The organism is Paraburkholderia sp. GW821-FHT02A12 (assembly GCF_059422005.1).
This window is the reverse complement of sequence record NZ_JBWKWA010000001.1, coordinates 2,136,932-2,161,321: the sequence shown is the minus strand read 5'-3', so window position 1 is coordinate 2,161,321 and position 24,390 is coordinate 2,136,932. Positions and strand designations below refer to the sequence as shown.

Here is a 24,390-nt window from a genome sequence, read left to right as displayed (position 1 = left end):
AGCCGTTGGCGGTCGTTTGCCATCCGAAGGAATATCGATTACCGAATCGTTCAGTTTGCGCGCGCGATGTCCGCTGATAGATTGTGCGAACGGTAATTCAAGCGGAGACGCTCATGGCAGAGATTGACGAAGCAGCTTCATCGCACACGATCGAAGCGGACCGGCATGCGGTCCGCGTGATCGCCGACGACGCGGAGGCGCTCGCGGTCGCACACGAACTTGCGTCGCGCCTTGCGCAAGGCGCAGCGGAGCGCGACCGCGAGCGCCGCTTGCCGCACGACGAGATCGAGTGGTTCTCGCAGTCCGGCCTGTGGGCGATCACGGTGCCGAAGGCATACGGCGGGGCAGGCGTGTCGTTTGTCACGTTGACGGAGGTCGTCAAGATCGTCGCCGCGGCCGACCCTTCGCTCGGACAGTTGCCGCAGAACCACTTCGGCCTCGTCGATGTGATCGCGCTGACAGGCACAGAAGAGCAGAAGCGGTATTTCTTCGCGCAGGTGCTGAACGGCAAGCGCTTTGGCAACGGGTTTTCGGAGAAGGGCACGAAACACGTGCTCGATCTGAAGACGCGTGTGCGGCGCGACGGTGAGCACTATGTGGTCGATGGCGCCAAGTTCTATTCGACGGGCGCGCTGTTCGCTCACTTCGTGCCGGTGCTCGGACTCGACGACGAGCGCAAGGGCTGGCTCGCGTGGATTCCGAAGGGCACGCCGGGCTTGACCGTCATCGACGACTGGTCGGGCTTCGGTCAACGCACGACGGCGAGCGGAACCGTGGTGCTGGAAGGCGCACGTGTTCCGGCATCCCACGTGTTTCCGGCGCACCGTGTGTCCGATTTTCCGACGCTCAACGGCCCGATCTCGCAGATCATTCAGGCCGCGATCGACGCCGGTATCGCGAAGGCGGCGCTCGACGATACGCTGACATTCGTGCGCACACGCTCGCGGCCGTGGATCGATAGCGGCGTGGAGCGTGCAGGCGACGATCCGCTGACCGTGCGGGAGATCGGTCATCTGCACATCCAGCTGCATGCCGCCGACGCATTGCTTGAACGCGCTGCGCGTGTGATCGACGAGATCGCCGCAAAGGGCGGCATAAGCGAAGACGACGTTGCGCGTGCATCGGTGGCGGTGGGCGAAGCAAAAGTGCTGACGACTGGAATCGCCTTGCTCGCGGGCGAAAAACTGTTCGAACTCGGCGGCACCCAAGCCACGCTCAGTGAGCACGGCCTGGACCGGCATTGGCGCAACGCGCGCACGCATACGCTGCATGATCCGGTGCGCTGGAAGTATCACCTGGTCGGCAACTACTATCTGAACGGCGTCAAACCGGCCCGTCATCCGTGGAATTGATGAACTGAGCGGACCGCGTCGCGCCCGAAACGCATCCGGGCGCGCGTTGTCGCGTACGCACCGCGGCGCAAGCCGGATAGCGCCTGCTTCGCCATAACTACCTCGTTTATCGGGTTGGGGATCATTCATGAAATCAGTTTTTCTCCGCAAGTCTTTCTTAGGCCGCATGATCGGTGCGCTAACTTTGTTCTCGGCTGCCGCGCTGACAGGACTCGCCGCACACGCCGCGCCGCTGAAGGGCGCGCCCGCGCCGTTCGATAAGGGCGGCGTCAAGATCGCGCTGGTCAACTATCTGTCCACCGGCGATTTCTTTCAGGCCTATGAAGCCGGCGCGCAAAAGCAGGCGCAAGCGCTCGGCATCGATCTGCGCATCTATGAAGGCCGCCAGGATGCGGCCGAGCAGCGCGAGCAGATCCAGCAGGCGATCAGCCTGGGCGTGTCGGCGATCATCGTCAATCACGGGTTGCCTGAGTCGCTGAAAGACGTCGTGCAGCGCGCGCTGGACAAAGGCATCAAGGTGGTCGCGTTCGACGTCGATCTGGGCAACCCGAAGGTGCCGCAGATCGAGCAGAGCGATCGCGACCTGGCGGCGTTGCTGCTCGATCAGGCGGTGAAGGATAACGGCGACGCGTTTGCAGCGGGTTATGTGTATGTAGCCGGCTTCGCGCCGCTCGACCGGCGCGATGCGGTATGGCGGGACTTCAGGAGCGCCCATCCGAAGGTCCAGGAAAAGGCGCGTTGGGGCACCGTCGACAATCCGATCGCGCAATCGGTGGCGAACCAGGCCGCCGCGGCCTATCGCGCGCATCCCGACATTCGTGTGGTGTTCGCGCCTTACGACGAGTTCGCGCGCGGCGCGAAACTCGCGGCGGACGAAGCGAACCTGTCGTCGAAGATCCGCATTTACAGCGCGGACATTTCGACCGCCGACATCGAGGCCATCCGCGCACCGGGCAGCGCATGGGTGGCGACGGCGGCGACCAACCCGGCGGTCGTCGGCGCGGTGTCCGTGCGCGCGGCGGCATTGCTTGTGGCCGGGCAGGATCCCGGGCGCCGGATCGTCGTCAAGCCGGCGCTGATTACGCGCGACGATCTGGTGAAGAACAACATCAGGACCATCGCGGAGCTTGGCGCAAAATTCCCGGCCTTTCGCGCGAGCGACACTGCAACGGCGCCGTGGATTCCCGCGGCGGATTGAGCCGCGTCATGCGGTCTACGCGTTGCCGATCGTTCTGTCGGCGATCGATCTGACGTCGACCGCCTTCGGCAAGATCCCATCTTTGAACGCGCTGTCGGCAACACGCTGCAATGCATCGATATCGTCATTGCTGACCGCGCGTTGACGCAAAGCCGAGCGTCTCGTGATGACAGCAGCCGCTTCGAGCGGCAACCGCGTGAGCGACGCGTAGACCCGCGCGTAGTCGTCGGGATGCGCGACCGCCCAGTCGCCGGCGCGCTGAAAACGCCGCAGCGCGTCGGCGATCGCCGGACGTTTCGCCTGATCCGCCGCCGCCGCGCCCGACGCGGTAATGAACCCAAGACCGCTGTTGATACCGCTGCCATCGCGCAACACGCGCGCTCCGCGTTGCACGGCGGTGCCGTAGTACGGATCGAAGGTCGCCCACACGTCGAGCTGTTTCGCTTCGAACGCGGCAAACGCATCGACGGGCATCACAAAGCGCACGTTCACGTCGGCGCGCGATAGCCCGGCTTCGGCCAGCGCGCCATACAACTGGAACTGCGAGATGCTGCCGCGCGCCGACGACACCACCACGGTCTTGCCCTTCAGTTCCGCGACATGGCGGATCGGCGAATCCGCCTGCACGATAATGCCGAGGGAGGACGGCGAGCCCACGCGGGTGGCGACGAGCTTTAGCGTTGGGTCGCCGATCGCGGCCGCGAGGACCGGCAGGTCGCCCGCCGGAGCGAGATCGACGGCGTTCGCGCGCTGTGCTTCGAAGAGCGGCGCCGCGCCCTGAAAGTTGGCCCAGCGAAACGCGTACGGCGTGCCGTCGAGCACATGCGCGGCCTCAGCCAGGGCGCGCAGACCGCCGGCCTGGTCGCCGAAGACCAGACTTGCCGGCGCCGCCTGAGCGGACCGTGAAGCGAGCAATGAAGCGAGCCATGAAGCGGACCATACGGCGGCAGGCGTGATGCCACAGGCGACTAGCGTGCGCAGCAGGCGGCGGCGCTGCACCCCGGAAATTTTCATTGCATGGTCCTTTGAAGCTGTTTCGTTAAGACCGGTCAATGTAATCAACGCCCGAATGCAAGCGAACCAATAAAAGCTCACAACCAAAACACGCTGCGCGCTATGGACTTCAGAAAGCTCGTGCCGACATCGAGCGGCCCCCGAGGGGCCGCTCTTTGATTCGTGTCCGTAGATGACAGCTTCGATCGGTTCATATGGCTATTCAGGCACGAAACAGCAGGGCGCCGCCAATCCGGGTATTCGCCGCAAGTTCTGAGCACGTGCGGATCGCCACGCAGCAGGCGCCCCTCGCGACAACCCTCCTCATAGGGAGGGCTGCGGCGCGGGGACGTCCGACGCGTACCTGGGATCGCTTTAAGCCCTCAGCCGGCCCGTTACGACGATCCGCGCAACTGCCGCCCGTTGGCGCGATACTCGGTGGGTGTCGTTGCAAGATTCTTGCGGAAGAGTTTGGAGAGCTGTCCACCGGTGCCGATGCCGCATCGGCGAGCGATCTTGTCGACGGGGAGGCTGGTTTCGACAAGAAGGCGGCAGCTCAGGTCGAGCCGTACCTTCAGCAAATAATCAGACGGGCTTAGACCGACTTCCAGCTTGAAGCGGCGCAGGAAATTCCGTTCGCTCATCGCGGCGACCTGTGCCGCGTCGCCGATCGAGATCGGCTGGTCGCCGTGGGATTCCAGCCACTGTGCGGCCGTCTGAATTTGCTTACTCAAAAGAGCGGAGGTGTGCTTGCGAACCGTCGAGGTGAACGGCGTTTCAGCGAGTGGTTGCGTCCTGGCGGCGATTTGCCGGGCGATCTCAGGACCGAGATCTTCCTGAACCACGCTTAGCGCCAGTTGCAGGGCGATGGTGGCGTCGGCGCTACGCGGCTGTCGGCTGGCGTCGCCGCAGCCGGCGCCAAGCTTGCGGCCGGCGATGAATTTTGTGAGTCCGGTTGCCTCCAGCAGTGGGTTCCCGTCGAAAGGGAGGCATACGTGCTCGGCGCCTTGCGAGGCGCGCTGCAGCCACCTGATCAGATGGACGTCGTGCAGTGTGTTCCACAGGTCTGCGCCGCCTGCAATGAAAAGTGCGTGAAGCTTATCCGCCTGTTGGCGCGCCTCGATGCTTTCTGTGAACACGAACACCGATGACGAACTGGCTACCCGGCCTCCGGTCGCCGACAGCAGCCGAACGTTGTAACGTGTCCTGGCCAGCTTGCGGGTCTCGGCGAGAGCGTTCGCCGCCTGGAATACCTCGATAACCGAAGCCGCCTCAGGCAGCGCAAAGCCGTTAAACAAGGCGATGCCGATATGCTTGACGTTACTGGTTTGCAACATAACGTGCCGTTGCAGCCGGTCGTTATTTTGAACGGTTGAATAGTGCTCCATTTTGATCCTCGGAAATAAATGAACCGATTCGAGTCGGTTTAATTGGTATGGACGTGTGCCCGCCATCGGTTTTGGGCAAAACCGATGGCGGGTGTTTTTTAATTCACGGGCTTTCGCCGCAATATGCGTCTGGTTGGAAAACCGTCGATCACTCGAGAGGCGAGTGTAAGCTACCGACTATATTACATTTGACCGCGCGTCTCATTTCAAAAAATAGTATTTTCGTTCGATATGCCAGTTGCTGGTCAGGTTCGTCCTGTTCGCTGCCGCGTACCTTTATTTTATCGTTTGCGGGCAGCGCCTTCGAGGCACGTGTTGCGCCCTTGGAGATCGGTCTTTACTCCGGGAGACAGCGTTTTACTTCGTGGCCGAATTCTGACTGGCAGTGAAATATCAGACTGAATCTTCAGGATCTTCTCCACGAGTCCGATGACGTACGGCTGAAGGAGATATATCGAATAGCTCGCCGCGCCCAAATATCCGTTGGCCGGAGCCGCGTGTGCGTGCACCAGCGAACAGGGTTTGGTCGCATCAGACTCGGAAATCGATACCAGGATTGGCGCATAACGAGAAACAGATATCCACCTTCGTCGAGCCGGGGGCGCACGTGACGTCAGCGTTGACTTGCTTGCTAATACTTCTGGTAATGGCTTATCCGCTCTTGAGCATCTCATCGGCGCTACGAACGTTGCGTGTGCACGGCGCATACGTGCATATCGAGTTCGCCGCGAAGAAGTGGCGCCGAATCGGACATTGGGCGCCGAGGAGGGTGAAGGCATCAAGCAATTTTCGCTTGCTCGCGATTCTGGCGGTCGTAGGCCTCGTTGCGATTTCTATTGGTAAGGCGCTCGCTCCGTAAGTACCGCGCGGCCTCGACAGCTCAATCGATGGCGTGCGCTTCACCTGATGTTCGCTGAGCGCTTGCTCCTGGCGCTATCAGTCAATGTGTTGGCTGGTTCAGCCGCTCACGCATGACACCCCGTCCGTTCCCTATACTGGCCGGCTCGCTGCGCACCCGATGGCCCTCACCCATGGCGGAGTGTGTTGTGCGTCGTCGCCCCCCGTTACCCATTTACCCCTGCTCAATATTTGATTTGCCAATTCATGAAATACCCCTACGACCTCCTTCTTTCAGCAGCTTTGCTGCTGCTCGCCCTCGGCTGCATTGTGAAGCTGGCCATCGGATGAGCGCCTCGCCGGCGTCGGTCGTTGCGCCGGCGCCGCCATCCGCCACGGCGAAGAGCGGAGTTGCGGGGGCGGGGGCTCGGGCCAGGTTTGGGGCGACACCGGCACGACGGCCGGCCACTGTTCGACCGCCTAATACTCCGGCAAGACAGGAGCGGTGTGGACATGTCCGAAGCTGAAGCGACGGCAAAGGATTGTCACGCCGTTCGCGGCAGGGCCTGCCAATCGGCCTGACCTGCTTCAAGGCCCGTCGGGCAAAGCGGCGGCCGTGCGGAAATGTTGCGGTCATGCGACGGTTTCGGTTACAATTTCCGTTCGTTGTATTTTTCGATGTATCCGTCGGATCGTGTCGGATTGGATTGCGTGGGCGCCTTACCCCATAAGGCTTGGCGGGCCGTTTTCGAGCCCCCGGCGCCATCGGATCCGGCTGGAGTGCGTCGGCAGTAGTGCGGCATCAATGGCCTGGAGGCAAGTCAGGCGCAGTACAAGGAGTGGTAGTTCAGTCGGTTAGAATACCGGCCTGTCACGCCGGGGGTCGCGGGTTCGAGTCCCGTCCACTCCGCCAGTATCTTCGAAAGGCGAACTCCGGTTCGCCTTTTTTATTGCCCGCTGTTGTAATATCGGGCGTTCTGTTTTTGGCACTCCTCACGCATGCTCGATTTTTTCCGCAATCACAAACGCCTGATGATGTTCATGCTCATCCTCGTCATTGTGCCGGGGTTGGGTTTTGTGGGTATTCAAGGCTTCCGCGGCTTTTTTGACGAAAGCGCAAACGTCGCCGGCGTCAACGGTCACAAGATCACCCGCGCTGAGTATGACAACGCCATGCGTCAGCAGCTCGACCGCGCCCGCCAGATGCTGGGTGCGCAATTCGACATGAAGTCGTTCGACACGCCGGAGCGCCGTCGCGACATGCTCGACGGTCTGATCGAGCAGCGCGTGCTGGCCGACGAAACGCAGCGCCTGCATCTGACCGCTTCGGACGACGCCGTGCGGCGCGTCTTGCTGAACGATCCGGTGATCTCGTCGCTGAAGAATCCCGACGGGTCGATCGACGTCGATCGTTACAAGCAATTGCTCGCGATGCAGGGCATGACGCCCGATCAATACGACGAGCGTGTGCGCTACAGCATCGCCACGCAACAACTGCCCGCCAGCATTCAGGGCAGCGCATTCACGTCGAAGACTCTCGCACAGCGTCTGACCGAACTCGCCGAACAGCAGCGCGAAGTGCAGGGCATCGCGTTCCATCCGCGTGACTATGCAGCGAAGGTGCAGCCGACCGACGCGCAACTGCAAGCCTATTATGACGCGCATCGCAACGACTTCGCCACGCCGGCCAAGGCAACGATCCAGTACCTCGTGTTGTCGCCGGCAACGCTCGCGGCTGCGGTGCAACCGAGCGACGCCGATCTGAAAAAGTATTACGACGACAACATTGCGAAGTACCGCACCGACGGCCAGGTGCGCGCGAGCCACATCCTGATCGCCGCGCCGAAAGACGCAAGCGCGGCCGACAAGGCCAAGGCGAAGCAGAAGGCTGGAGAGCTGCTCGCGCAGATCAAGGCGCATCCGGATCAATTTGCGCAGATCGCGCAACAGAACTCGCAGGATCCGGGTTCCGCATCGAAAGGCGGCGACCTGGGTTATTTCGGCCGCGGCATGATCGCGGGCGGCCAGGTATTCGATGACGCCGTGTTCGCTCTCAAGAAAGACGAAGTCAGTGGCATCGTGCAGACCGACTTCGGTTATCACATCGTCAAGGTCACGGACGTGAAACCGGCCGTCACCAAGCCGTTCGACGAAGTGAAGGATGCGATCGCGAAAGACATCAAGACGCAGCAGGCGAGCAAGACCTTCAGCGACGAGTCGGAAGGCTTCACGTCGATCGTCTACGAAAAAGCGAAGAGCCTGCAACCGGCCGCCGACAAGTACAAACTGCAATTGCAAACGGCCACGGTTACGCCGCAGCCCGACGCGAAGCTGCCGCCGGATAGCCCGCTGAACAACGCGAAATTCCTCACCGCTGTGTTCGCAAACGATGCGGTGACGGCGCGCAACAACACGCAAGCGATCGACGTCGGCGGCAATACGCTGATCGCCGCGCGCGTGACGGACTACAAGGCCGCGGCGGTACCGGCGCTCGCTACCATCAAGGACGCGGTGCGTCAGAAGGTGATCGCGGCTCAGTCGGACGAGGCGGCGCACAAGGACGGTATTGCGAAGCTGGCCGAATTGCAGAAGTCGAATGCCACGACGGGTTTCTCGTCGCCGGTGAAGGTGTCGCGTAACGTCGCACAAGGCGTACCGCCCGCGGCGTTGAGCGCAATTTACAAAGCGGATGCGCAAAAACTGCCGGCTTACGTCGGTGTCGATCTCGGCAACGACGGCTATGCGATCTATCGCGTGAACTCGGTGGCGGCTAGCGCGCCGGTCGATCCGCAGCGTCTGGCAGCGGCACAACAGCAGATTGCGCAGGTCGACGCGCAGTCCGAAGCAGAGGCTTATGTTCAAGCGCTGCGTGAACGGTCGAAGGTGAAGTTCTACGGTTCGCTCGACAGCAGCAATGCCCAGGCGAGCGGCGAATAAGCTTCGGCTCCAGCGTATCGGTAAACGCGCGGTAAAACCGCGGTACAACGCGCGGTAAAACGAAACGCTCAGATGCAAAAAAGCCCCGCAATGCAATTGCGGGGCTTTTTTTATTGTGCGAGTTTGACGAGCGCAAACTCATCAAACGGTTGGCTGCGGAGCGCTGCTCCAGACGGTTTTCAGTTGCGTTCAGTTGCCTTGTTGAAGGCAAGCGCTGATCGCACCAGTGGCGTCGCTGCCCGCGGCGCCATTCGCGCGGAAGCCGACCCACGTACCCTTGCCGGTGTACGACGGGCGTACCACTGCGGCTGCGCCATTAGGCGGCTGTTGGCCCGGAACGTAGACGTCGAGCGCCTGATCGTTGGCCAGCGTATCTTGCGACACGACTTTTTGTTGCGAGCCATCCGCCCACTTCTGCGCAATGCAGGCAGCGACGGCCTTGGGTGGTTGCTGGCTTTGCCCAACGGACTGGACGCCTGAGGGCGGTTGAGCGGCCAAGGCAGAAATTGCCACGGTCAAAGCGATTAACGGTAAGTATTTCATGTCATCTCCTCAAAAGTCGCTCAGAATCGACTCAGAGACGAGCCAGGTTGCATGGATTACGAAATTGACCTTACGGATCCATGTTCCCCAATTTTCGGAAACACGTTGTTAGCCAACTTTTCAGCGCGGCGAACTTGTGCGCAGCAACGGCTTCACAGCCGGCCACACGTTGTTGAGCAGCACGGGTTGTGCCTGCTGCGTCGGATGAATCTGGTCGGCCTGAAACATCTCCGGTTTGTCGGCGATGCCCGCGAGCAGGAAGGGCACCAGCGGTACGCGCAGTTGTTTCGACAGTTCGCCGTACAAGCCGTGGAACTTTTGTGTGTAGTCCGGGCCGTAATTAGGCGGTACATACATGCCGACCAGCACGACCTTCGCATGACCTTGCTGAGCCTGCTCGATGATCGTGCGCAGGTTGTCTTCGGTGGTGGCGAGCGGCACGCCGCGCAACGCATCGTTGGCGCCAAGTTCGACGATCACGATGCTCGGTTTGAGTCTTTGCAGGAGCGCCGGCAAGCGGGCCCGGCCGCCGCTCGTGGTGTCGCCGCTGATGCTTGCATTGGCGACGCTATAATCGATTCGCTCGTCGGTCAGGCGCCGGCGCATCAAGGCCACCCAGCCGGTGTCGCGGGGCAGGCCGTATTCGGCGGAGATGCTGTCGCCGAGCACCACGATCACCGGCTTGGCCGCATCGGGCGCGTTGGCGGCGCGAGCCACGAAGGGCGTCGAAAACATGGCTGCGGCCAGCACGGCCGAGCCGAATGCCGTAGTCAGCGCCGCAGCGCGAGGCGCCATGGCGCGCACTTTCAACCTACGCTTCATCATGCTAAACAAAACTGATCCAGTCATTGACGTGCGGGGTTTGAGCAAGAGGGTTAAGGATGCTACGGGCGAACTGACGATTCTCGACGATATCGATCTTGCCATCGCTGCCGGCAGCAGTGTGGCGATCGTCGGTGCGTCCGGGTCGGGCAAGTCTACGCTGCTTGGCTTGCTCGCAGGATTGGACAGCGCGAGTTCGGGCTCGGTTCGGCTGCTGGGCCGCGAACTCACCGAACTGAACGAAGATGAGCGCGCCGCGTTGCGCAGCGGCTCGGTCGGCTTCGTGTTCCAGTCGTTCCAACTGATGCCGCATTTGACGGCGCTCGAAAACGTCACCTTGCCGCTGGAACTGCAAGGGGGCATCGGCACGCGCGAGGCCGCGGCGCGAGCGCGCCGCTTGCTGGAGCAGGTGGGCCTCGGGCAGCGCACCGGTCATTATCCGAAGCTGCTGTCGGGCGGCGAACAGCAACGCGTCGCGCTCGCGCGGGCGTTCGTCACGCACCCGGCGATCCTGTTTGCCGACGAGCCGACCGGCAGTCTCGATGCGGCTACGGGTCATGCGGTGATCGACCTGATGTTCGAGATGAATCGCGCGAACGGCGCTACGTTGATTCTCGTCACGCACGACATCGAGCTTGCGCGCCGCTGCGATACCACGGTGACGATCGAGGCGGGGCGATTGGCCTGAGCGTGGCGCCGCACCGCCCGGCGCATTGAGCGGTCAGCGCAAGCGCATGCGGCGCGAACGGGCGCGCCGCACACGTTCAACGCTTTAACGCAGCGCGTGCCCGCGCAATCAGCGCCGAGGTCGACGAATCGTGTTTCGCCGCATCGATGCTTGCCGCGGTCAGATCCGCCTCGACAACCTTGCCGAGAATCTTGCCCAGCTCGACGCCCCACTGATCGAACGGATTGATGTTCCATACCGACGCCTGCACCAGCACCTTGTGCTCGTAAAGCGCGATCAGGGCGCCGAGCGAACGGGCGGTCAGTGCGTCGACCAGCAGCGTGCTGGTCGGACGGTTACCCGGAAACACCAGATGCGGTGCGAGTTCCGGCGTGTCCGCGCCGGCCACCTTTTTCGCTTCTTCCAGCGTGCGGCCGAGCATCAGCGCTTCGCTCTGCGCGAAGCAGTTGGCCAGCAGCTTCGGATGATGGCTGACGAGCGGATGCTCCGGCGTCAGCACCGCGATGAAGTCGATCGGCACGATGGTCGGGCCCTGGTGCAGCATCTGGAAGAACGCATGCTGACCGTTCGTACCCGGCTCGCCCCACGTGACGGCGGAAGTCGGATAGTCGACCATTGCGCCGTCCAGCCGCGCCGACTTGCCGTTGCTCTCCATCTCGAGCTGTTGCAGATACGACGGCAGGAAATGCAGCGCTTCCGAATACGGCGCGACCAGATAGCTTTGCGAGCCGAAGAAGTTGCGATACCAGATGCCGATCATGCCGAGCAGCACCGGCAGATTCTTTTCGAGCGGCGCGGCGCGGAAATGCTGGTCCATTTCGTTGGCGCCGGCCAGCAGTTCGCCGAACTGCCGCGGACCGATCGCGATCATGATCGACAGGCCCACCGCCGACCACAGCGAATAACGGCCGCCGACCCAGTCCCACATCTCGAACACGTTCTCTTTCGCGATGCCGAACCTGACCACTTCCGCCGGGTTCGCCGACACGCCGACGAAGTGTTTGGCCAGCGCGCTTTCCGGGCAGCCTTTCTCGATGAACCAGTCGCGCAGCGAGCGCGCATTGGTCATCGTTTCGAGCGTCGTGAAGGTCTTGGAGACGATGATCGCGAGCGTTTCTTCGGGATCGATCTGCTGCATCACGTTGTACAGATCGGCGCCGTCGACGTTCGACACGAAGTGAGTGGCGATCTCCGGGCTCGCCAGATGGTGCAGCGCGTGCACGACCATCTTCGGCCCGAGGTCCGAGCCGCCGATGCCGATGTTCACGATATGGCGGATCCGTTTGCCGGTGTAGCCGGTCCAGGCGCCGCTGCGCACCTGGTCGGCGAAAGCGGCCATTCTGGCGCGCTCGGCCTGCACCTGTGCGTAGAACGGCGCTTGCGGGTCGCTGGCGCGCAGCGCGGTGTGCAAGGCGGCGCGGCCTTCGGTCGGATTGACGACTTCGCCCGCGAACATCGCGTCGCGGCGCTGTTCGACGCCGGCTTCGCGGGCGAGTTGCACCAGCAGTGTCAGGGTTTCGTCGGTGATGCGGTTCTTCGAGAAATCGGCCGCGAGACCGCCGCCCGCGAACGCAAAGCGCTCAGCACGGGTAGGGGCGGGATCGTTCTCGGGGGCGAACCAGTCGCGCAGGTGCGCATCGCGAATCTTCTCGTAATGCGTTTGCAGCGAGGACCAGGAGGGGAGCGAGTTCTGCGTCATAGCGTCCGTCTAACGAAGGGGCACGAAGAAAGGCGCGCGCGTGAAGCGCTGCCGAGGATGATGCAACGATGCTGTTAGAGCGATGCCGCGCGGCCGGGTTCGTCGCGGGTTGCGGCGAAGCTTCGCGAGCCGGCTTCGGGATGAAATCACTCGCTGAAGTTTCGCCGCAACCCGCAATGAATCTGTCGGGCGGCGCAGTCAATCAGTATAACGGCGTTGCGTGACAGGCGGCAGCGAGGCGGCCGCGGTTTGGGCATCTGCGGCAGACTGCGCGAGATGCGGGTTCATCGATTCGGCGCCGGATAGAACATCCGGTTCAGCAAGGTCCGCACCATCGGCGCCAGTTCTCCCGCCGTCAGGCCGGCCGGGCCGTGGCCCTGGGCGCTCAGCGTGTCGGCGGCGAGGCCGTGCAGGTAGACGCCCGCCAGCGCCGCTTCAAAGCGCGGCAAGTGTTGCGCAAGCAGGGCGCCGATGATGCCGCCGAGCACGTCCCCGGTGCCGCCTGTCGCTAGCGCGGCATTGCCGGTCGGATTGATCGCGAGGCGGCCGTCCGGCGCGGCGATCACCGTGCCGGAGCCCTTCAGCACGACGACGCCGGCAAAGCGCGCCGCCAGCGCGCGCGCCGCGGCCAGCCGGTCGCGCTGCACGGCCGGGGCGTCGGTGCCGAGGAGGCGCGCGGCTTCGAGCGGATGCGGCGTCAGCACGCACGGATCGCCTTGCACGCCGCGCGCCGTGACCGCTGCCGCAAGCGACGGGTCTTTCGAAATCAGATTCAGCGCGTCGGCGTCGAGCAGCTTGGGCGCGTCGAGGGGCAACACGTCATGCAGGATCCGCGTGGCGCGCTCGAGATGACCCATGCCGCAGCCGACGGCGAGCGCGTCCATCGTATCGAGCGGCAGATCGTCGATTGCGTGGAGCATCAGTTCGGGATGCGGCGGATCGTAGGGCGGCGCGCCAACGCCCAGCAGGGCGACGTGCACTTTGCCCGCGCCGGCGTAGAGCGCCGCGCGCGCCGCGAGGATCGGCGCGCCGCACATGCCGGTGTCGCCGCCGACCACCGCGAGGCTACCGAAAGTGCCCTTGTTGGTGGCGAAATCGCGTGACGGCAGGAAGGCGGCGAACAGTTCGGGCGCGTTGAGTTGCACGCCCGTGCGGGCGGAGCTGTCGATGCCGATCGGCGCCACCGTTACCGCGCCGGCGAGGTCGCGGCCTTGTGCCGTGAAGAGACCAGGCTTGGCGCCGATGAAGGTGATGGTGTGGGTGGCGCGGACCACGTCGCCTTCGTTTTGCTCCTGGCCGACTATCGTGCCTGTATCGCTGTCGAGGCCGCTTGGGGTGTCCAGCGCCAGCACGCCGCCTTTTTTTGTTTTGCTGCGTTGCGAGAGTCGGCGGGCGGCGGTCGCGAAGACGCCTTCCAGTGGGCGCGTCAGGCCTATACCGAACATGCCGTCCACTAGCCACGTGTATTCGTCCAGCGAGGCCGGGAGTGTCGAGCTGATTGCAATGCCGGCGGCGCGGGCGTTGTTCAGGGCCCAGCGGGCGTCTTCCGGTTTTACCTCGACGGGCATGCAGAGTTCAACCGCGAGGCCGGCTTTGTGGAGTTCCGTCGCCATGACCAGGGCGTCGCCGCCGTTGTTGCCCGGCCCGGCGATTAGCCACACTTTGTGCTTTGTCCTGGCGACTGACGTGTCACGGGTTATTTGCTCGCTCAGGAAGCTCGCGGCGGCTTTGCCTGCGCGGCCCATTAACGTATGAGCCGGCAACGCGGCCGATGCCTGAGTTTCCAGGATCCTCAGGTCCGTCAGGGTGAGGAGGGGGAGCGCACGGTTGTGCGGGGTGACGAGCTGCGGTGGCGTGGTGTCGGATCGGGTCATGGCGGCGGCTTGGGGTTCGCCTTTTAGCAAGGTGAGTCAGCTTTTGACGCCATTATGGTAGTGCGGATTGGGGGTGTGGGGATTTTTGCCTGCGCGGCAGAAAGCCCCTGTTAAAACCGGTCCGGCCGAAGCGCCGCCAACGTATCCACGGGCAAGTCAGGCGCCGCACCGGCAACGAGATCAGCCACCAGTTTCCCTGCTCCGCATGCCAGCCCCCATCCCGCAGGGCCGTGACCCACATTCACAAAGAGACGAGGATGCAACGCGTTGCCAATCACCGGCAAACCATCCGGCGACAGCAGCTTGACCCCCTCCCACGGCAGCGCCGCGGAAATCCGTGCGGCGCCCGGGATCCAGTCGTGCGTCGCCTGGCCCAGCAGCGCAAGCGCCTCCTTGGTCAAGGCATCGCCGAGCGGTTTGTCGATCTGGCCGGTACTTTGCAATACCGCGCCACCCGCAATCCGCAGACGGTGGTTCATCCGTGTGATCGCAATTCGCTTCACCGCATCGACGATCGCAACGTGCGGCGCACATTCCTCATGCGCAATCGGTGCAACCAGCGTGTGCAGGCGCAACGGATGCAGCGGCAGTCGCAGCCCGAGGCGTTCGAGCAGCGGCAAGCTGCCGTAGCCCGCGGCCACGACGATCGCATCAGCGTTGATGACGTCGACGTCGCGTGAACGGGACATCTTGCCGGGGCGCGCCGCCAATTCCACCGCCGGGCGCTCGCCGTCGAGGCGGATCGCCGACACTTCGCAGCCAGGCATGAATTGCACGCCGCCCTGCGTATCCAGCGTCTGTTTGATCAGCTTGGCAAACAGCGGACAGTTTGCCGTGCGCTCATGGTCGAACAGCACGCCGCCGGCGAATTCGGGATCGGTCGGCACGGAATGCTCGAATGCGGCGCATTCGGCAGGCGTCAGTACGTGATGCGGCACTTCGTATTGACGCAGCAATTCGAGCGCGGTTTGTGTCTGCTCCCATTCTTGCGCGGAGCGCACCAGATAAAGCAGGCCGTTCGCCTGTTCGAATTCCAGGCCGAAGCGCGCCTCCATGTCGGCCATCGCGTCACGCGACGCCTCGATCAGCGGGCGCAGCCGCCCGTATTGCTGGCTGAACGCCTCCGGCTCCTGCAAGGCGGCAAGCTGCTTGACGAACTGGCGCGCCGGCCCGTTGAAGCCGGTCTTGCTGATGACACCGTTCTTCGCGCCCTGACGGTTCGCCATGAAAGTCGGGCCGAACCAGACGTCGAGCGGGGTCGGGAGGACGGTGCCGCCGTGTCCATAGGTCGCGCCTTGCGCGACGGTCGCGTGGCGCTCGACCACGCAAACCCTGTGGCCCGCCGCGCGCAGATGATAAGCGGTGGCGACGCCAACTATCCCGCCGCCGATGACGATGACATCCATGTTCTGATTCGATTTGCCGGCGGGATACCGAAGCCCTGCATTCCGCTTAAGCGTGACATGCGGCGCGAAGCCCGGCTTTGCTCAGGCTGTTCGCGCCGATCTGGTGAAAGGGCGAATGATAGCAGCCAAAACGATCGCTTTGTCACGCGAGGGCCGCAGGCGGCGCCTGGCGCGCTAGCCCCGAAACCCTGCCGGCACCGCGCTAACCCCCTATCTGCAAGCCCGCTGGAAGCCCGTTCCCGGGGTATAATCCCGGACTTCCTTTCCGCCTCACGTCGCCTGCACGCGCGACTCATCGGCATCACTCATCGGCATCATTAGCGACGCAACGTCAAGTCCATGGCCCACTTCTCGTGTTTCCCCGGCGCTTCGGCCCTTTCCGATTTCCGTCAAACCCGCCTGCTCGAAACGCTTACGCGCATCGACGCCAACATTACCGGCGTGCGCGGACAGTATCTGCACTTCGTCAACGCGCAAACGCCGCTCTCCGCGGAAGACAACGCGAAGATCGAAGCGCTGATGCACTACGGCCATCCGTTCGAAGAAAGCCAAGAACGCGGCTCGGCCGAAAGCTTCCTCGTGGTGCCGCGCTTCGGCACGGTGTCGCCGTGGGCCAGCAAGGCAACCGACATCGCCCATCTGTGCGGCCTCACGCAGGTGCGCCGTATCGAGCGCGGCGTCGAGTACACGGTCACGTTGAAAAGCGGCCTGCTGGGCGGCAAGAAGGCGCTCTCCGACGAAGCCCGTGCGGCGGTCGCCGCGGCGCTGCACGACCGCATGACCGAAAGCGTCGCACCGTCGCGCGATCACGCGCTGCATCTGTTCGACGAACTGCCGGCCAAGCCGCTACAAACCGTCGACGTGCTCGCCAACGGCCGCGGCGCGCTGGAAGCGGCGAACACGGAACTCGGCCTCGCGCTCGCCGACGACGAAATCGACTACCTGGTCGAGGCGTTCACGAAGCTCGGCCGCAACCCGACCGACGTCGAACTGATGATGTTCGCGCAGGCCAACAGCGAACACTGCCGCCACAAGATTTTCAACGCGCAATGGACCATCGACGGCGAGCCGCAGGACATCTCGCTGTTCAACATGATCCGCAACACCGAGAAGCTGAATCCGCAAGGCACGATCGTCGCGTATTCGGACAACTCGGCGATCATGGCGGGCGGCATGGCCGAGCGCTGGTTCCCGCGCACGCCGGCTGAACCCGGCGAAAACGGGTTGCCCGAGCACTATCGCCGCAACGTCGAACTGACGCACACCTTGATGAAGGTGGAAACGCACAACCACCCGACCGCGATCTCGCCGTTCCCGGGCGCCTCGACCGGCGCGGGCGGCGAAATCCGCGACGAAGGCGCAACCGGCCGCGGCGCGCGTCCGAAGGCGGGTCTGGCGGGCTTCACGGTGTCGAATCTGGAATTGCCGGACGGCGTGGAAGCATGGGAAAACGCCCGCGACGCCGCGCAGCCGCTCGCGCACCGCAATCCGAACGACAAGCATGAAGCGTACGGCCGTCCCGACCGCATCGCGTCGCCGCTGCAAATCATGATCGACGGGCCGCTGGGCGGCGCCGCGTTCAACAATGAATTCGGCCGGCCGAATCTGGGCGGCTATTTCCGCGCTTACGAACAAAACGTGGCCGGTCTGGTGCGCGGCTATCACAAGCCGATCATGATCGCGGGCGGCATCGGCAATATTTCCGATCAGCACACGCACAAGCACGATCTGCCGGAGGGATCGCTGCTGATCCAGATCGGCGGCCCTGGCATGCGCATCGGCATGGGCGGCGGCGCGGCCAGCTCGATGGCGACCGGCACCAACACCGCCGAACTCGACTTCGACTCGGTGCAGCGCGGCAACCCGGAAATCGAACGCCGTGCGCAGGAAGTCATCAATGCGTGCTGGCAACTCGGCGAAAAGAATCCGATTCTGAGCATTCACGACGTCGGCGCGGGCGGTCTGTCGAACGCGTTTCCGGAAGTGGTGGACGGCGCGGGCAAAGGCGCGATCTTCGAACTGCGCAAGATCCAGCTGGAAGAAAGCGGTCTGTCGCCGCGCGAAATCTGGTCGAACGAAGCGCAGGAGCGTTACGTGCTGGCGATCGCGTCGGCCGATCTGCCGGCCTTCGAGGCGATGTGCCAGCGCGAGCGCTGCCCGTTCGCGGTGATCGGCACGGCCACCGCCGAGCGCCAGCTGAAGCTGATCGACGCCGAACTGAAAGACGGCGCCGCGCATCAGCCGGTCGACATGCCGATGGAAGTGCTGCTCGGCAAGGCGCCGCGCATGCATCGCGACGTCAAGCGCGTCGAGACGAAGCTCGAGCCGGTGGACGTCACCGGCATCGCGCTGTCGGACGTCGCGCTCAGCGTGTTGCGTCACCCGACGGTGGCGAGCAAGTCGTTCCTGATCACGATCGGCGACCGCTCGGTCGGCGGCACGACCGCGCGCGACCAGATGGTCGGCCCGTGGCAGGTGCCGGTCGCCGACGTCGCGATCACGACAATGGACTACGCCGGCTTCCGCGGCGAAGCGATGACCATGGCCGAGCGCACGCCGCTCGCCGTGATCGACGCGCCGGCGTCGGGCCGCATGGCGGTCGGCGAGGCGGTCACCAACATCGCGGCGGCGCCGATCGCGTCGCTCGATAAGCTCAAGCTGTCGGCCAACTGGATGGCCGCGTGCGGCGCACCGGGCGAAGACGCCGCGCTGTACGACACGGTCAAGGCGATCGGCATGGCGTTGTGCCCGGCGCTCGGCATCAGCATTCCGGTCGGCAAGGATTCGCTGTCGATGCGCACCAAGTGGGAAGACAAGGGCGTCGCGAAGGAAGTGGTCGCGCCGGTCTCGCTGATCATCTCGGCCTTCGCGCCGGTCGAAGACGTGCGCCGCCACCTCACGCCGCAACTGCGCCGCGCGAGCGGAACGGGTGGCGTGGGCGATTCGGTGCTGATCGCGATCGACCTCGGCCGCGGCAAGCATCGGCTGGGCGGCAGTATCCTCGCGCAAGTCACGCAGCAGGTCGGCGACACGGTGCCGGACGTCGACGATCCGGAAGATCTGAAGCGCTTCTTCACCGCGATCCAGTCGCTCAACAGCGACGGCAAGCTGCTCGCGTACCACGACCGCTCGGACGGCGGCCTGTGGGCGACGGTGTGCGAAATGGCGTTTGCGGGTCATGTCGGCGTGTCGCTGAACGTCGACATGCTGGTGCTCGATCCGCATCACGAATCCGATTACGGCGACGCCAAAGACTGGGCCAGGCAGACCAGCGGCCGCCGCGAAGACCGCACGATCCGCGCGCTCTTCACCGAGGAACTCGGCGCGGTGATCCAGGTGCGCGCCGCGGACCGCGACGCCGTGCTGGGCGCGCTGCGCGAGCATGGCCTGTCGGCGTGCTCGCACGTGATCGGCAAAATCAACGAACGCGACACGATTGAAATCTACCGCGACGCGAAGAAGGTCTACGAAGCGCCGCGCACCGAATTGCATCGCGCGTGGAGCGAAGTGAGCTGGCGCATTTCGCGTTTGCGCGACAACCCGGCTTGCGCCGACGCCGAATACGACGCGCTGCTGGACGCGGCCGATCCGGGCATTTCGCCGGTCCTCACATTCGATCCGGCTGAAGACGTCGCCGCGCCGTTCATCCCCCAAGGGGACTTCCTTCGGGGCGCCCCCCAAGGGGACTTCCTTCGGGGCGTTGGCAAGGGCGCGCGGCCGCGCGTGGCGATCCTGCGTGAGCAAGGCGTGAACTCGCACCTCGAAACCGCGTACGCATTCGACCGCGCCGGTTTCGACGCGCACGACGTGCACATGAGCGACCTGTTGTCGGGCCGCGCCACGCTGGCGGATTTCGCCGGTGCGGTGGCGTGCGGCGGCTTCTCATACGGCGACACGCTGGGCGCCGGCGAAGGCTGGGCCAAGGCGATCCGCTTCAACGCGCAGCTGGCCGACATGTTCGCGGCGTTCTTCGGCCGCGAAGACACGTTCGCGCTCGGCATCTGCAACGGCTGCCAGATGATGAGCAGCCTCGCGTCGATGATTCCGGGCGCCGAAGCGTGGCCGAAGTTCACGCGCAACAAGTCGGAAAAATTCGAAGCGCGCTTCTCGCTGGTCGAGGTGCAGGCGTCGCCGTCGATTTTCTTCGCCGGCATGGAAGGCTCGCGCATTCCGGTGGCGATCGCGCACGGCGAAGGCTTCGCCGACTTCTCGCAGCAAGGCGATGCGTCGAAGGTGGCCGTGGCGATGCGCTATGTCGATCACCGCGGCCAGGCCACCGAGCAATATCCGTTCAACCCGAACGGCTCGCCGGACGGCATCACCTCGGTGACCACGCCGGATGGCCGCTTCACCGTGTTGATGCCGCACACCGAGCGTGTGCATCGCGCGGTGCAGATGAGCTGGCATCCGGAAGGCTGGGGCGAGGGCCGCACGGACGGCAGCCCGTGGATGCGCGTGTTCCAGAACGCGCGCCGCTGGCTGGGTTGAGGTTGGAAAGGCCGCTGCGTTGCGCGGCGGCCTTCGAAATTGAAACCGGACCGCAGAACTCGCAGAAACAAGAAAGCCGCCCTCGGGCGGCTTTTCTATTCTCAACCGGCAGGCAACAACCCGCTTACTGAATCTTCGCGTTCTTGCGCAGACCTTCTTCGAACGCTTGCAGCTTTTCCTGCTGGATCTGCTGCACGATCTGCGGACGCACTTGTTCGAGCGGCGGCGGCGTGATGTTGCGCACGTCGTCGACACGGATGATGTGCCAGCCGAATTGCGTATGCACCGGCGCGTCGGTCATCTGGCCTTTCTGCAGATGCGTGGCCGCGTCCGCGAATTCAGGCACGTAGGCCTTCGGGTCCGACCAGTCCAGGTCGCCGCCGTTCTTGCCGGATCCCGGATCCTTCGAGTACTGCTTGGCGAGATCTTCGAAGCTCGCGCCGCCCTTGATCTTCGCGATCAGATCCTTGGCTTGCTGCTCGTTGTCGACGAGGATGTGGTGCAGGTGATATTCCTTGCCGCCTGCGTCCTTGATCAGCGCGTTGTAACGCGCGGTGACTTCGGCGTCGGTCGGCTGGTTGTTCTTCACGAAGTCTTCGATCAGCGCGCGCAGCACCACGGTTTGTTGTGCGACGGCGATTTGCGCCTTGATGTCCGGCCGATTCGGCAGACCACGGCGCAGCGCTTCCTGCATCAGGATTTCGCGGTTCACCAGCTCTTCGCGCACGGCCATTTGCAGTTGCGGCGTGTTTTGCTGGCCTTGATGAACCAGTTGGTCGATCAGCGCATCGGCGCGCGCCTTCGGAATCGGCGTGCCGTTCACGACGGCGATGTTCTGTGCGAATGCAGGTGCGGCCGCAAACGCAGCCAGCAATACCCAGAGGCGGGTTTTCTTCAAGGTCATCGAAAATTTTCCTAGCGGGGCAACAAAGCGAATTCTTCGGGCGTATACGCCGTGATTGCAAGGGCGTGAATGCCGCGCTGCATGGCATCGGCCAGCGCATCATACACCATGCGATGCCGCGCCACGCGGGCCTTGCCGGCGAATGCGGCGCTCACGATCGTGACACTGAAATGACCGCCGGCGGACGCGCCGGCGTGGCCGGCGTGCTGCGCGCTGTCGTCGGTGATCTGGATCGACGTCACGGGCGCGAGCGCCGCGGTGAGGCGCGCTTCGATCAGCGCGGCGCGCTCGGCGGTGGTGGCGTGCATGAACACATCGCTCGTCATGTCATTCTTCCTTCATATACTTCGACAGCCACAAACTCTGCCCGACGATGAACACCACCAGGCACCCGGTCGCGCCGAACAGCTTGAAATTGACCCACTGGTCGGTCGTGTAGTTGTACGCGACGAACAGGTTGGCCAGTCCGAGCAGCACGAAAAACACCGCCCAGACGATATTCAGCTTGCCCCAGATCGCGTGCGGCAGCGTGATCTGCTTGCCCATCATCGCTTCGATCAGGTTCTTGTTGAAGGCCAGTTGCGAGACGATCAGCGCGACCGAAAACGCCCAGTACAGCACGGTCGGCTTCCATTTGATGAAGGTGTCGTTGTGCAGCACGAGCGTCGCGCCGCCGAACACGGTGACGACGCCGAGGCTCACCCACAGCATCGGATCGACCTTGCGGTGGCGGAACGCCACCCACGCGATCTGCACCAGCGTGGCGACGATCGCCACTGCCGTCGCCGTGAAAATGCCCCATACCTTGAAGGCGACGAAGAACAGGATGATCGGAAACAGATCGAACAGGAATTTCATTATCTGGTCGGGAATTCGGAGAGTGAGTCAGTGAGTCAGTGAGTCGGACAAGGAGGGGCGCTTTAGCCGCGCACCCGGTGGTGTGCGTGCTGAAGAGTCCGTCGCGGCGGCCGGGCGAGCCGCGCCGGCCAGTGTTGGCGGCCGCGCTTTGCCTGACTGCCGGTAACGGGTCGGCCGGTTCGCAAGCCGGACGAAGTGCGTCGCGACCGGCCGACGATCAATGATGCAGGTGGTGCACGCCGGCCGGCAACGCGCCGGACTCCGCGCTGCGTTACTTGGGCTCGAATTGTAACGCAGCCGAATTGATGCAGTAGCGCAGGCCGGTCGGCGCCGGTCCGTCTTCGAACACATGGCCCAGATGCGCGCCGCAATTCTTGCACTGCACTTCGATGCGCAGCATGCCGTGCGAGCGGTCGGTTTTCTCGGCGATCACTTCGCCGTTGATCGGCTTGAAGTAGCTCGGCCAGCCGCAACCGGCGTCGAACTTGGTGTCCGATTCGAACAGCGGCGTGCCGCAGCAGACGCAGTCATAGATGCCGCGCTCCCAGTGGTCGTGGTAGCGGCCGGTGAACGGCCGTTCGGTGGCGGCGTGGCGCGTCACCTGATATTCGATGTCGGACAACTGCTTGCGCCATTCCGCGTCGTCTTTCTGCACCGCCGGGGCGCCGGTCTCGATGTCGTCGGGGTTGTTCATGGTCGGGGTTCCTGTCTCGGGTTTGTTGTTGGAGCGTGCTTGCAGCGGCGCTTCACGAAGAGCAACTGACTTCCAGCGAACTCGCCCAATCCGGGGGCAACCCCGCATACGCTTCGTATTCCGGCTGCTCGTCGAACGGACGGCGCAGCACCGTCGCCAGACGTTCCACTTCGGAGAAGTCCTTCTCCTTGGCGCGGCGGATCGCTGTTTCCGCCAGATGATTGCGAAGGACGAATTTGGGGTTCACATGGTTCATTGCAATGGCGCGCGCGGCGTCGTCGCGTGTTTCCTGGGACAGCCGCGCGCGGTAGTCGTTCGCCCACGCATCGAAGGCGGCGCGGTCGAGGAACAGATCGCGCGCCGGCGCGTCGCCGCTCGCATCGTGCTTCGAGAGACGCGACAGATTGCGGAACGTCAGCGTGAAGTCCGCACGGTTGGCGTGCATCAATTCGAACAGGCGATTGATCAGCGAAGCGTCGCCGGATGCATCGTCGCCGTCGCGTTCGATTTCGAGGCCGAGCTTCGCGCGCATGCGCCGCTCCAGCGTCGGCGCGAAACGGTCCTTGAAGCCGCCGAGCACGCGTTGCGCGTCTTCGATCGCCTTGTCGCCGCGCACACTTTCCTCGTGCTTTGCGCCGATGAGCGGCAGCAGGCCTTGGGCGAGGCAGAAGAGGTTCCAATACGCGATCTGCGGCTGCATACGGTACGCATAACGGCCTTGCGAGTCCGAGTGATTGCAGATGTAGCCGGCGTCGAAGCCGTCCATGAAGCCGAACGGGCCGTAGTCGATCGTGAGGCCCAGAATCGACATGTTGTCGGTGTTCATCACGCCGTGGCAAAAGCCGACCGCTTGCCATTCGACCATCAGATCGGCGGTCGACATCACCGCTTCGTTCAGCAGCGCGAGATACGGGTCGTCGGCTTCGCGGCAATGCGGATAGAAACGTTCGATTACGTGATCGGCGAGCGCACGCAGTGCGTCGGTGCGGTCGTTCGAATAGAAATGTTCGAAGTGCCCGAAGCGCACGAAGCTCGGCGCCACGCGCGTGACCACCGCGGCGGTTTCGATTTCCTCGCGCCGCACCGGCTGGTCGGAGCCGATCACGCACAGCGCGCGGGTAGTCGGAATGCCGAGGTGGTGCATCGCCTCGGAACACAGATACTCGCGAATCGACGAACGCAGCACCGCGCGGCCGTCGCCCATGCGCGAATAGGGCGTGCGCCCCGCGCCTTTGAGTTGCAGCTCGAAGCGCTGGCCGTCATGTTCGATTTCGCCAAGACCGAGCGCGCGGCCGTCGCCGAGCTGGCCGGCCCACACGCCGAACTGATGCCCCGAATACACCGAAGCGTACGGCAACGCCTCGGCCGGCCACTCGCGCGTGGCGTTGCCGGAGAAGAGTTCGGCGAAGCCGGGATCGCTCTGGAGGCTGGGTTCCAGACCGAGCATCGCGGCGGTTTCTGCCGAGAAACCGACCATGTACGGCGCACTGAGCGGCGCCGCGGGCAGGCGCGTCAGAAACGTGCTGCCGAGCCGCGCGAACGCGCTTTCGGGCGAGGTGGCAAGAGCGTCGGAAAGAGCGGACAAAGGCCCGGATAACCCTGCAATGCTTGGGGAAAACGACATATTGAGCGCCTCTGGATTAACCGATATTGTAAGTCCGCGCCCGCGGAGCTGCTGGCAGGCCTTTTGCCCGACACCTCCCGCGTGC

The 24,390-nt window shown here is 63.8% G+C and carries 17 protein-coding genes and 1 tRNA gene; 6 read left to right on the top strand and 12 right to left on the bottom strand.

Annotated features, from left to right (window positions below):
* The first annotated feature begins 113 nt into the window (after nt 1–113).
* The gene (locus AC07WT_RS09600; RefSeq protein WP_494946890.1) at nt 114–1,352 is read left to right on the top strand and encodes an SfnB family sulfur acquisition oxidoreductase; all 1,239 of its coding nucleotides are present in this window, start codon (nt 114–116) and stop codon (nt 1,350–1,352) included.
* 127 nt (nt 1,353–1,479) lie between these two features.
* Complete coding sequence (locus AC07WT_RS09595) at nt 1,480–2,550, top strand: substrate-binding domain-containing protein (RefSeq protein ID WP_494946889.1); 1,071 nt, start codon at nt 1,480–1,482, stop codon at nt 2,548–2,550.
* Nucleotides 2,551–2,565: 15 nt separating this feature from the next.
* On the opposite strand, the gene AC07WT_RS09590 is transcribed toward AC07WT_RS09595, so the two are convergent.
* Both AC07WT_RS09590 and AC07WT_RS09585 read right to left on the bottom strand, forming a co-directional pair.
* Nucleotides 2,566–3,564 carry an ABC transporter substrate-binding protein gene (locus AC07WT_RS09590; RefSeq protein WP_494946888.1) on the bottom strand — a complete coding sequence of 333 codons (999 nt, stop codon included), beginning with the start codon at nt 3,562–3,564 and terminating at the stop codon, nt 2,566–2,568.
* 374 nt (nt 3,565–3,938) lie between these two features.
* Nucleotides 3,939–4,931: a GlxA family transcriptional regulator gene (locus AC07WT_RS09585; protein ID WP_494946887.1), complete on the bottom strand. Its 993-nt coding sequence runs from the start codon at nt 4,929–4,931 to the stop codon at nt 3,939–3,941.
* A 1,673-nt stretch (nt 4,932–6,604) separates the two neighbouring features.
* Here AC07WT_RS09585 and AC07WT_RS09580 point away from each other — a divergent pair.
* Nucleotides 6,605–6,681, top strand: a tRNA-Asp gene (locus tag AC07WT_RS09580).
* Between the two features lie 86 nt (nt 6,682–6,767).
* Nucleotides 6,768–8,705 carry a SurA N-terminal domain-containing protein gene (locus AC07WT_RS09575; protein WP_494946886.1) on the top strand — a complete coding sequence of 646 codons (1,938 nt, stop codon included), beginning with the start codon at nt 6,768–6,770 and terminating at the stop codon, nt 8,703–8,705.
* 189 nt (nt 8,706–8,894) lie between these two features.
* Here AC07WT_RS09575 and AC07WT_RS09570 read toward each other — a convergent pair whose 3' ends face one another.
* A complete protein-coding gene (locus tag AC07WT_RS09570) occupies nt 8,895–9,248 on the bottom strand; it encodes a hypothetical protein (RefSeq protein ID WP_494946885.1) in 354 nt (117 codons plus the stop codon).
* A gap of 120 nt (nt 9,249–9,368) precedes the next feature.
* A complete protein-coding gene (locus AC07WT_RS09565) occupies nt 9,369–10,043 on the bottom strand; it encodes an arylesterase (protein ID WP_492593691.1) in 675 nt (224 codons plus the stop codon).
* Between the two features lie 28 nt (nt 10,044–10,071).
* On the opposite strand from AC07WT_RS09565, the gene AC07WT_RS09560 reads away from it, so the two are divergent.
* Nucleotides 10,072–10,758 (top strand): ABC transporter ATP-binding protein, encoded by a 687-nt coding sequence (locus tag AC07WT_RS09560; protein WP_115099920.1) that lies wholly within the window; start codon nt 10,072–10,074, stop codon nt 10,756–10,758.
* 76 nt (nt 10,759–10,834) lie between these two features.
* Here AC07WT_RS09560 and pgi read toward each other — a convergent pair whose 3' ends face one another.
* From pgi to AC07WT_RS09545, 3 genes are all read right to left on the bottom strand, one after another.
* On the bottom strand, nt 10,835–12,457 hold the full coding sequence (gene pgi / locus AC07WT_RS09555) for a glucose-6-phosphate isomerase (RefSeq protein WP_494946884.1): 1,623 nt from the start codon (nt 12,455–12,457) through the stop codon (nt 10,835–10,837).
* A 284-nt stretch (nt 12,458–12,741) separates the two neighbouring features.
* Entirely contained in the window at nt 12,742–14,331 is a 1,590-nt protein-coding gene (locus AC07WT_RS09550) for an NAD(P)H-hydrate dehydratase (RefSeq protein ID WP_494946883.1), read from the bottom strand.
* Nucleotides 14,332–14,441: 110 nt separating this feature from the next.
* Nucleotides 14,442–15,737: an FAD-dependent oxidoreductase gene (locus AC07WT_RS09545; RefSeq protein ID WP_494946882.1), complete on the bottom strand. Its 1,296-nt coding sequence runs from the start codon at nt 15,735–15,737 to the stop codon at nt 14,442–14,444.
* Nucleotides 15,738–16,076: 339 nt separating this feature from the next.
* Here AC07WT_RS09545 and purL point away from each other — a divergent pair, with 339 nt between their 5' ends.
* Nucleotides 16,077–20,225: a phosphoribosylformylglycinamidine synthase gene (purL, locus tag AC07WT_RS09540; RefSeq protein WP_494946881.1), complete on the top strand. Its 4,149-nt coding sequence runs from the start codon at nt 16,077–16,079 to the stop codon at nt 20,223–20,225.
* Nucleotides 20,226–20,349: 124 nt separating this feature from the next.
* On the opposite strand, the gene AC07WT_RS09535 is transcribed toward purL, so the two are convergent.
* The 5 genes from AC07WT_RS09535 to AC07WT_RS09515 all read right to left on the bottom strand — a co-directional run bounded on the left by AC07WT_RS09535 (nt 20,350) and on the right by AC07WT_RS09515 (nt 24,305).
* Nucleotides 20,350–21,129: a peptidylprolyl isomerase gene (locus tag AC07WT_RS09535; RefSeq protein WP_494946880.1), complete on the bottom strand. Its 780-nt coding sequence runs from the start codon at nt 21,127–21,129 to the stop codon at nt 20,350–20,352.
* 11 nt (nt 21,130–21,140) lie between these two features.
* Complete coding sequence (locus AC07WT_RS09530) at nt 21,141–21,455, bottom strand: BolA family protein (RefSeq protein WP_492593683.1); 315 nt, start codon at nt 21,453–21,455, stop codon at nt 21,141–21,143.
* Nucleotide 21,456: 1 nt separating this feature from the next.
* Entirely contained in the window at nt 21,457–21,987 is a 531-nt protein-coding gene (locus tag AC07WT_RS09525; RefSeq protein WP_494946879.1) for a septation protein A, read from the bottom strand.
* A gap of 271 nt (nt 21,988–22,258) precedes the next feature.
* On the bottom strand, nt 22,259–22,681 hold the full coding sequence (gene msrB / locus AC07WT_RS09520; RefSeq protein ID WP_494946878.1) for a peptide-methionine (R)-S-oxide reductase MsrB: 423 nt from the start codon (nt 22,679–22,681) through the stop codon (nt 22,259–22,261).
* Between the two features lie 52 nt (nt 22,682–22,733).
* Nucleotides 22,734–24,305, bottom strand: coding sequence for a protein adenylyltransferase SelO (locus AC07WT_RS09515; RefSeq protein ID WP_494946877.1), 1,572 nt, complete (start codon nt 24,303–24,305; stop codon nt 22,734–22,736).
* Nucleotides 24,306–24,390: the final 85 nt, after the last annotated feature.

What these genes read in the sequence shown, in the direction of transcription:
- AC07WT_RS09590 (WP_494946888.1), bottom strand. Translation starts at nt 3,564, where the DNA reads ATGAAAATTTCCGGGGTGCAGCGCCGCCGCCTGCTGCGCACGCTAGTC.
- AC07WT_RS09560 (WP_115099920.1), top strand. Translation starts at nt 10,072, where the DNA reads ATGCTAAACAAAACTGATCCAGTCATTGACGTGCGGGGTTTGAGCAAG.
- AC07WT_RS09575 (WP_494946886.1), top strand. Translation starts at nt 6,768, where the DNA reads ATGCTCGATTTTTTCCGCAATCACAAACGCCTGATGATGTTCATGCTC.
- AC07WT_RS09525 (WP_494946879.1), bottom strand. Translation starts at nt 21,987, where the DNA reads ATGAAATTCCTGTTCGATCTGTTTCCGATCATCCTGTTCTTCGTCGCC.
- AC07WT_RS09530 (WP_492593683.1), bottom strand. Translation starts at nt 21,455, where the DNA reads ATGACGAGCGATGTGTTCATGCACGCCACCACCGCCGAGCGCGCCGCG.
- AC07WT_RS09545 (WP_494946882.1), bottom strand. Translation starts at nt 15,737, where the DNA reads ATGGATGTCATCGTCATCGGCGGCGGGATAGTTGGCGTCGCCACCGCT.
- AC07WT_RS09595 (WP_494946889.1), top strand. Translation starts at nt 1,480, where the DNA reads ATGAAATCAGTTTTTCTCCGCAAGTCTTTCTTAGGCCGCATGATCGGT.
- AC07WT_RS09570 (WP_494946885.1), bottom strand. Translation starts at nt 9,248, where the DNA reads ATGAAATACTTACCGTTAATCGCTTTGACCGTGGCAATTTCTGCCTTG.
- pgi (WP_494946884.1), bottom strand. Translation starts at nt 12,457, where the DNA reads ATGACGCAGAACTCGCTCCCCTCCTGGTCCTCGCTGCAAACGCATTAC.
- msrB (WP_494946878.1), bottom strand. Translation starts at nt 22,681, where the DNA reads ATGAACAACCCCGACGACATCGAGACCGGCGCCCCGGCGGTGCAGAAA.
- AC07WT_RS09550 (WP_494946883.1), bottom strand. Translation starts at nt 14,331, where the DNA reads ATGACCCGATCCGACACCACGCCACCGCAGCTCGTCACCCCGCACAAC.
- AC07WT_RS09515 (WP_494946877.1), bottom strand. Translation starts at nt 24,305, where the DNA reads ATGTCGTTTTCCCCAAGCATTGCAGGGTTATCCGGGCCTTTGTCCGCT.
- AC07WT_RS09535 (WP_494946880.1), bottom strand. Translation starts at nt 21,129, where the DNA reads ATGACCTTGAAGAAAACCCGCCTCTGGGTATTGCTGGCTGCGTTTGCG.
- AC07WT_RS09600 (WP_494946890.1), top strand. Translation starts at nt 114, where the DNA reads ATGGCAGAGATTGACGAAGCAGCTTCATCGCACACGATCGAAGCGGAC.
- AC07WT_RS09585 (WP_494946887.1), bottom strand. Translation starts at nt 4,931, where the DNA reads ATGGAGCACTATTCAACCGTTCAAAATAACGACCGGCTGCAACGGCAC.
- purL (WP_494946881.1), top strand. Translation starts at nt 16,077, where the DNA reads ATGGCCCACTTCTCGTGTTTCCCCGGCGCTTCGGCCCTTTCCGATTTC.
- AC07WT_RS09565 (WP_492593691.1), bottom strand. Translation starts at nt 10,043, where the DNA reads ATGGCGCCTCGCGCTGCGGCGCTGACTACGGCATTCGGCTCGGCCGTG.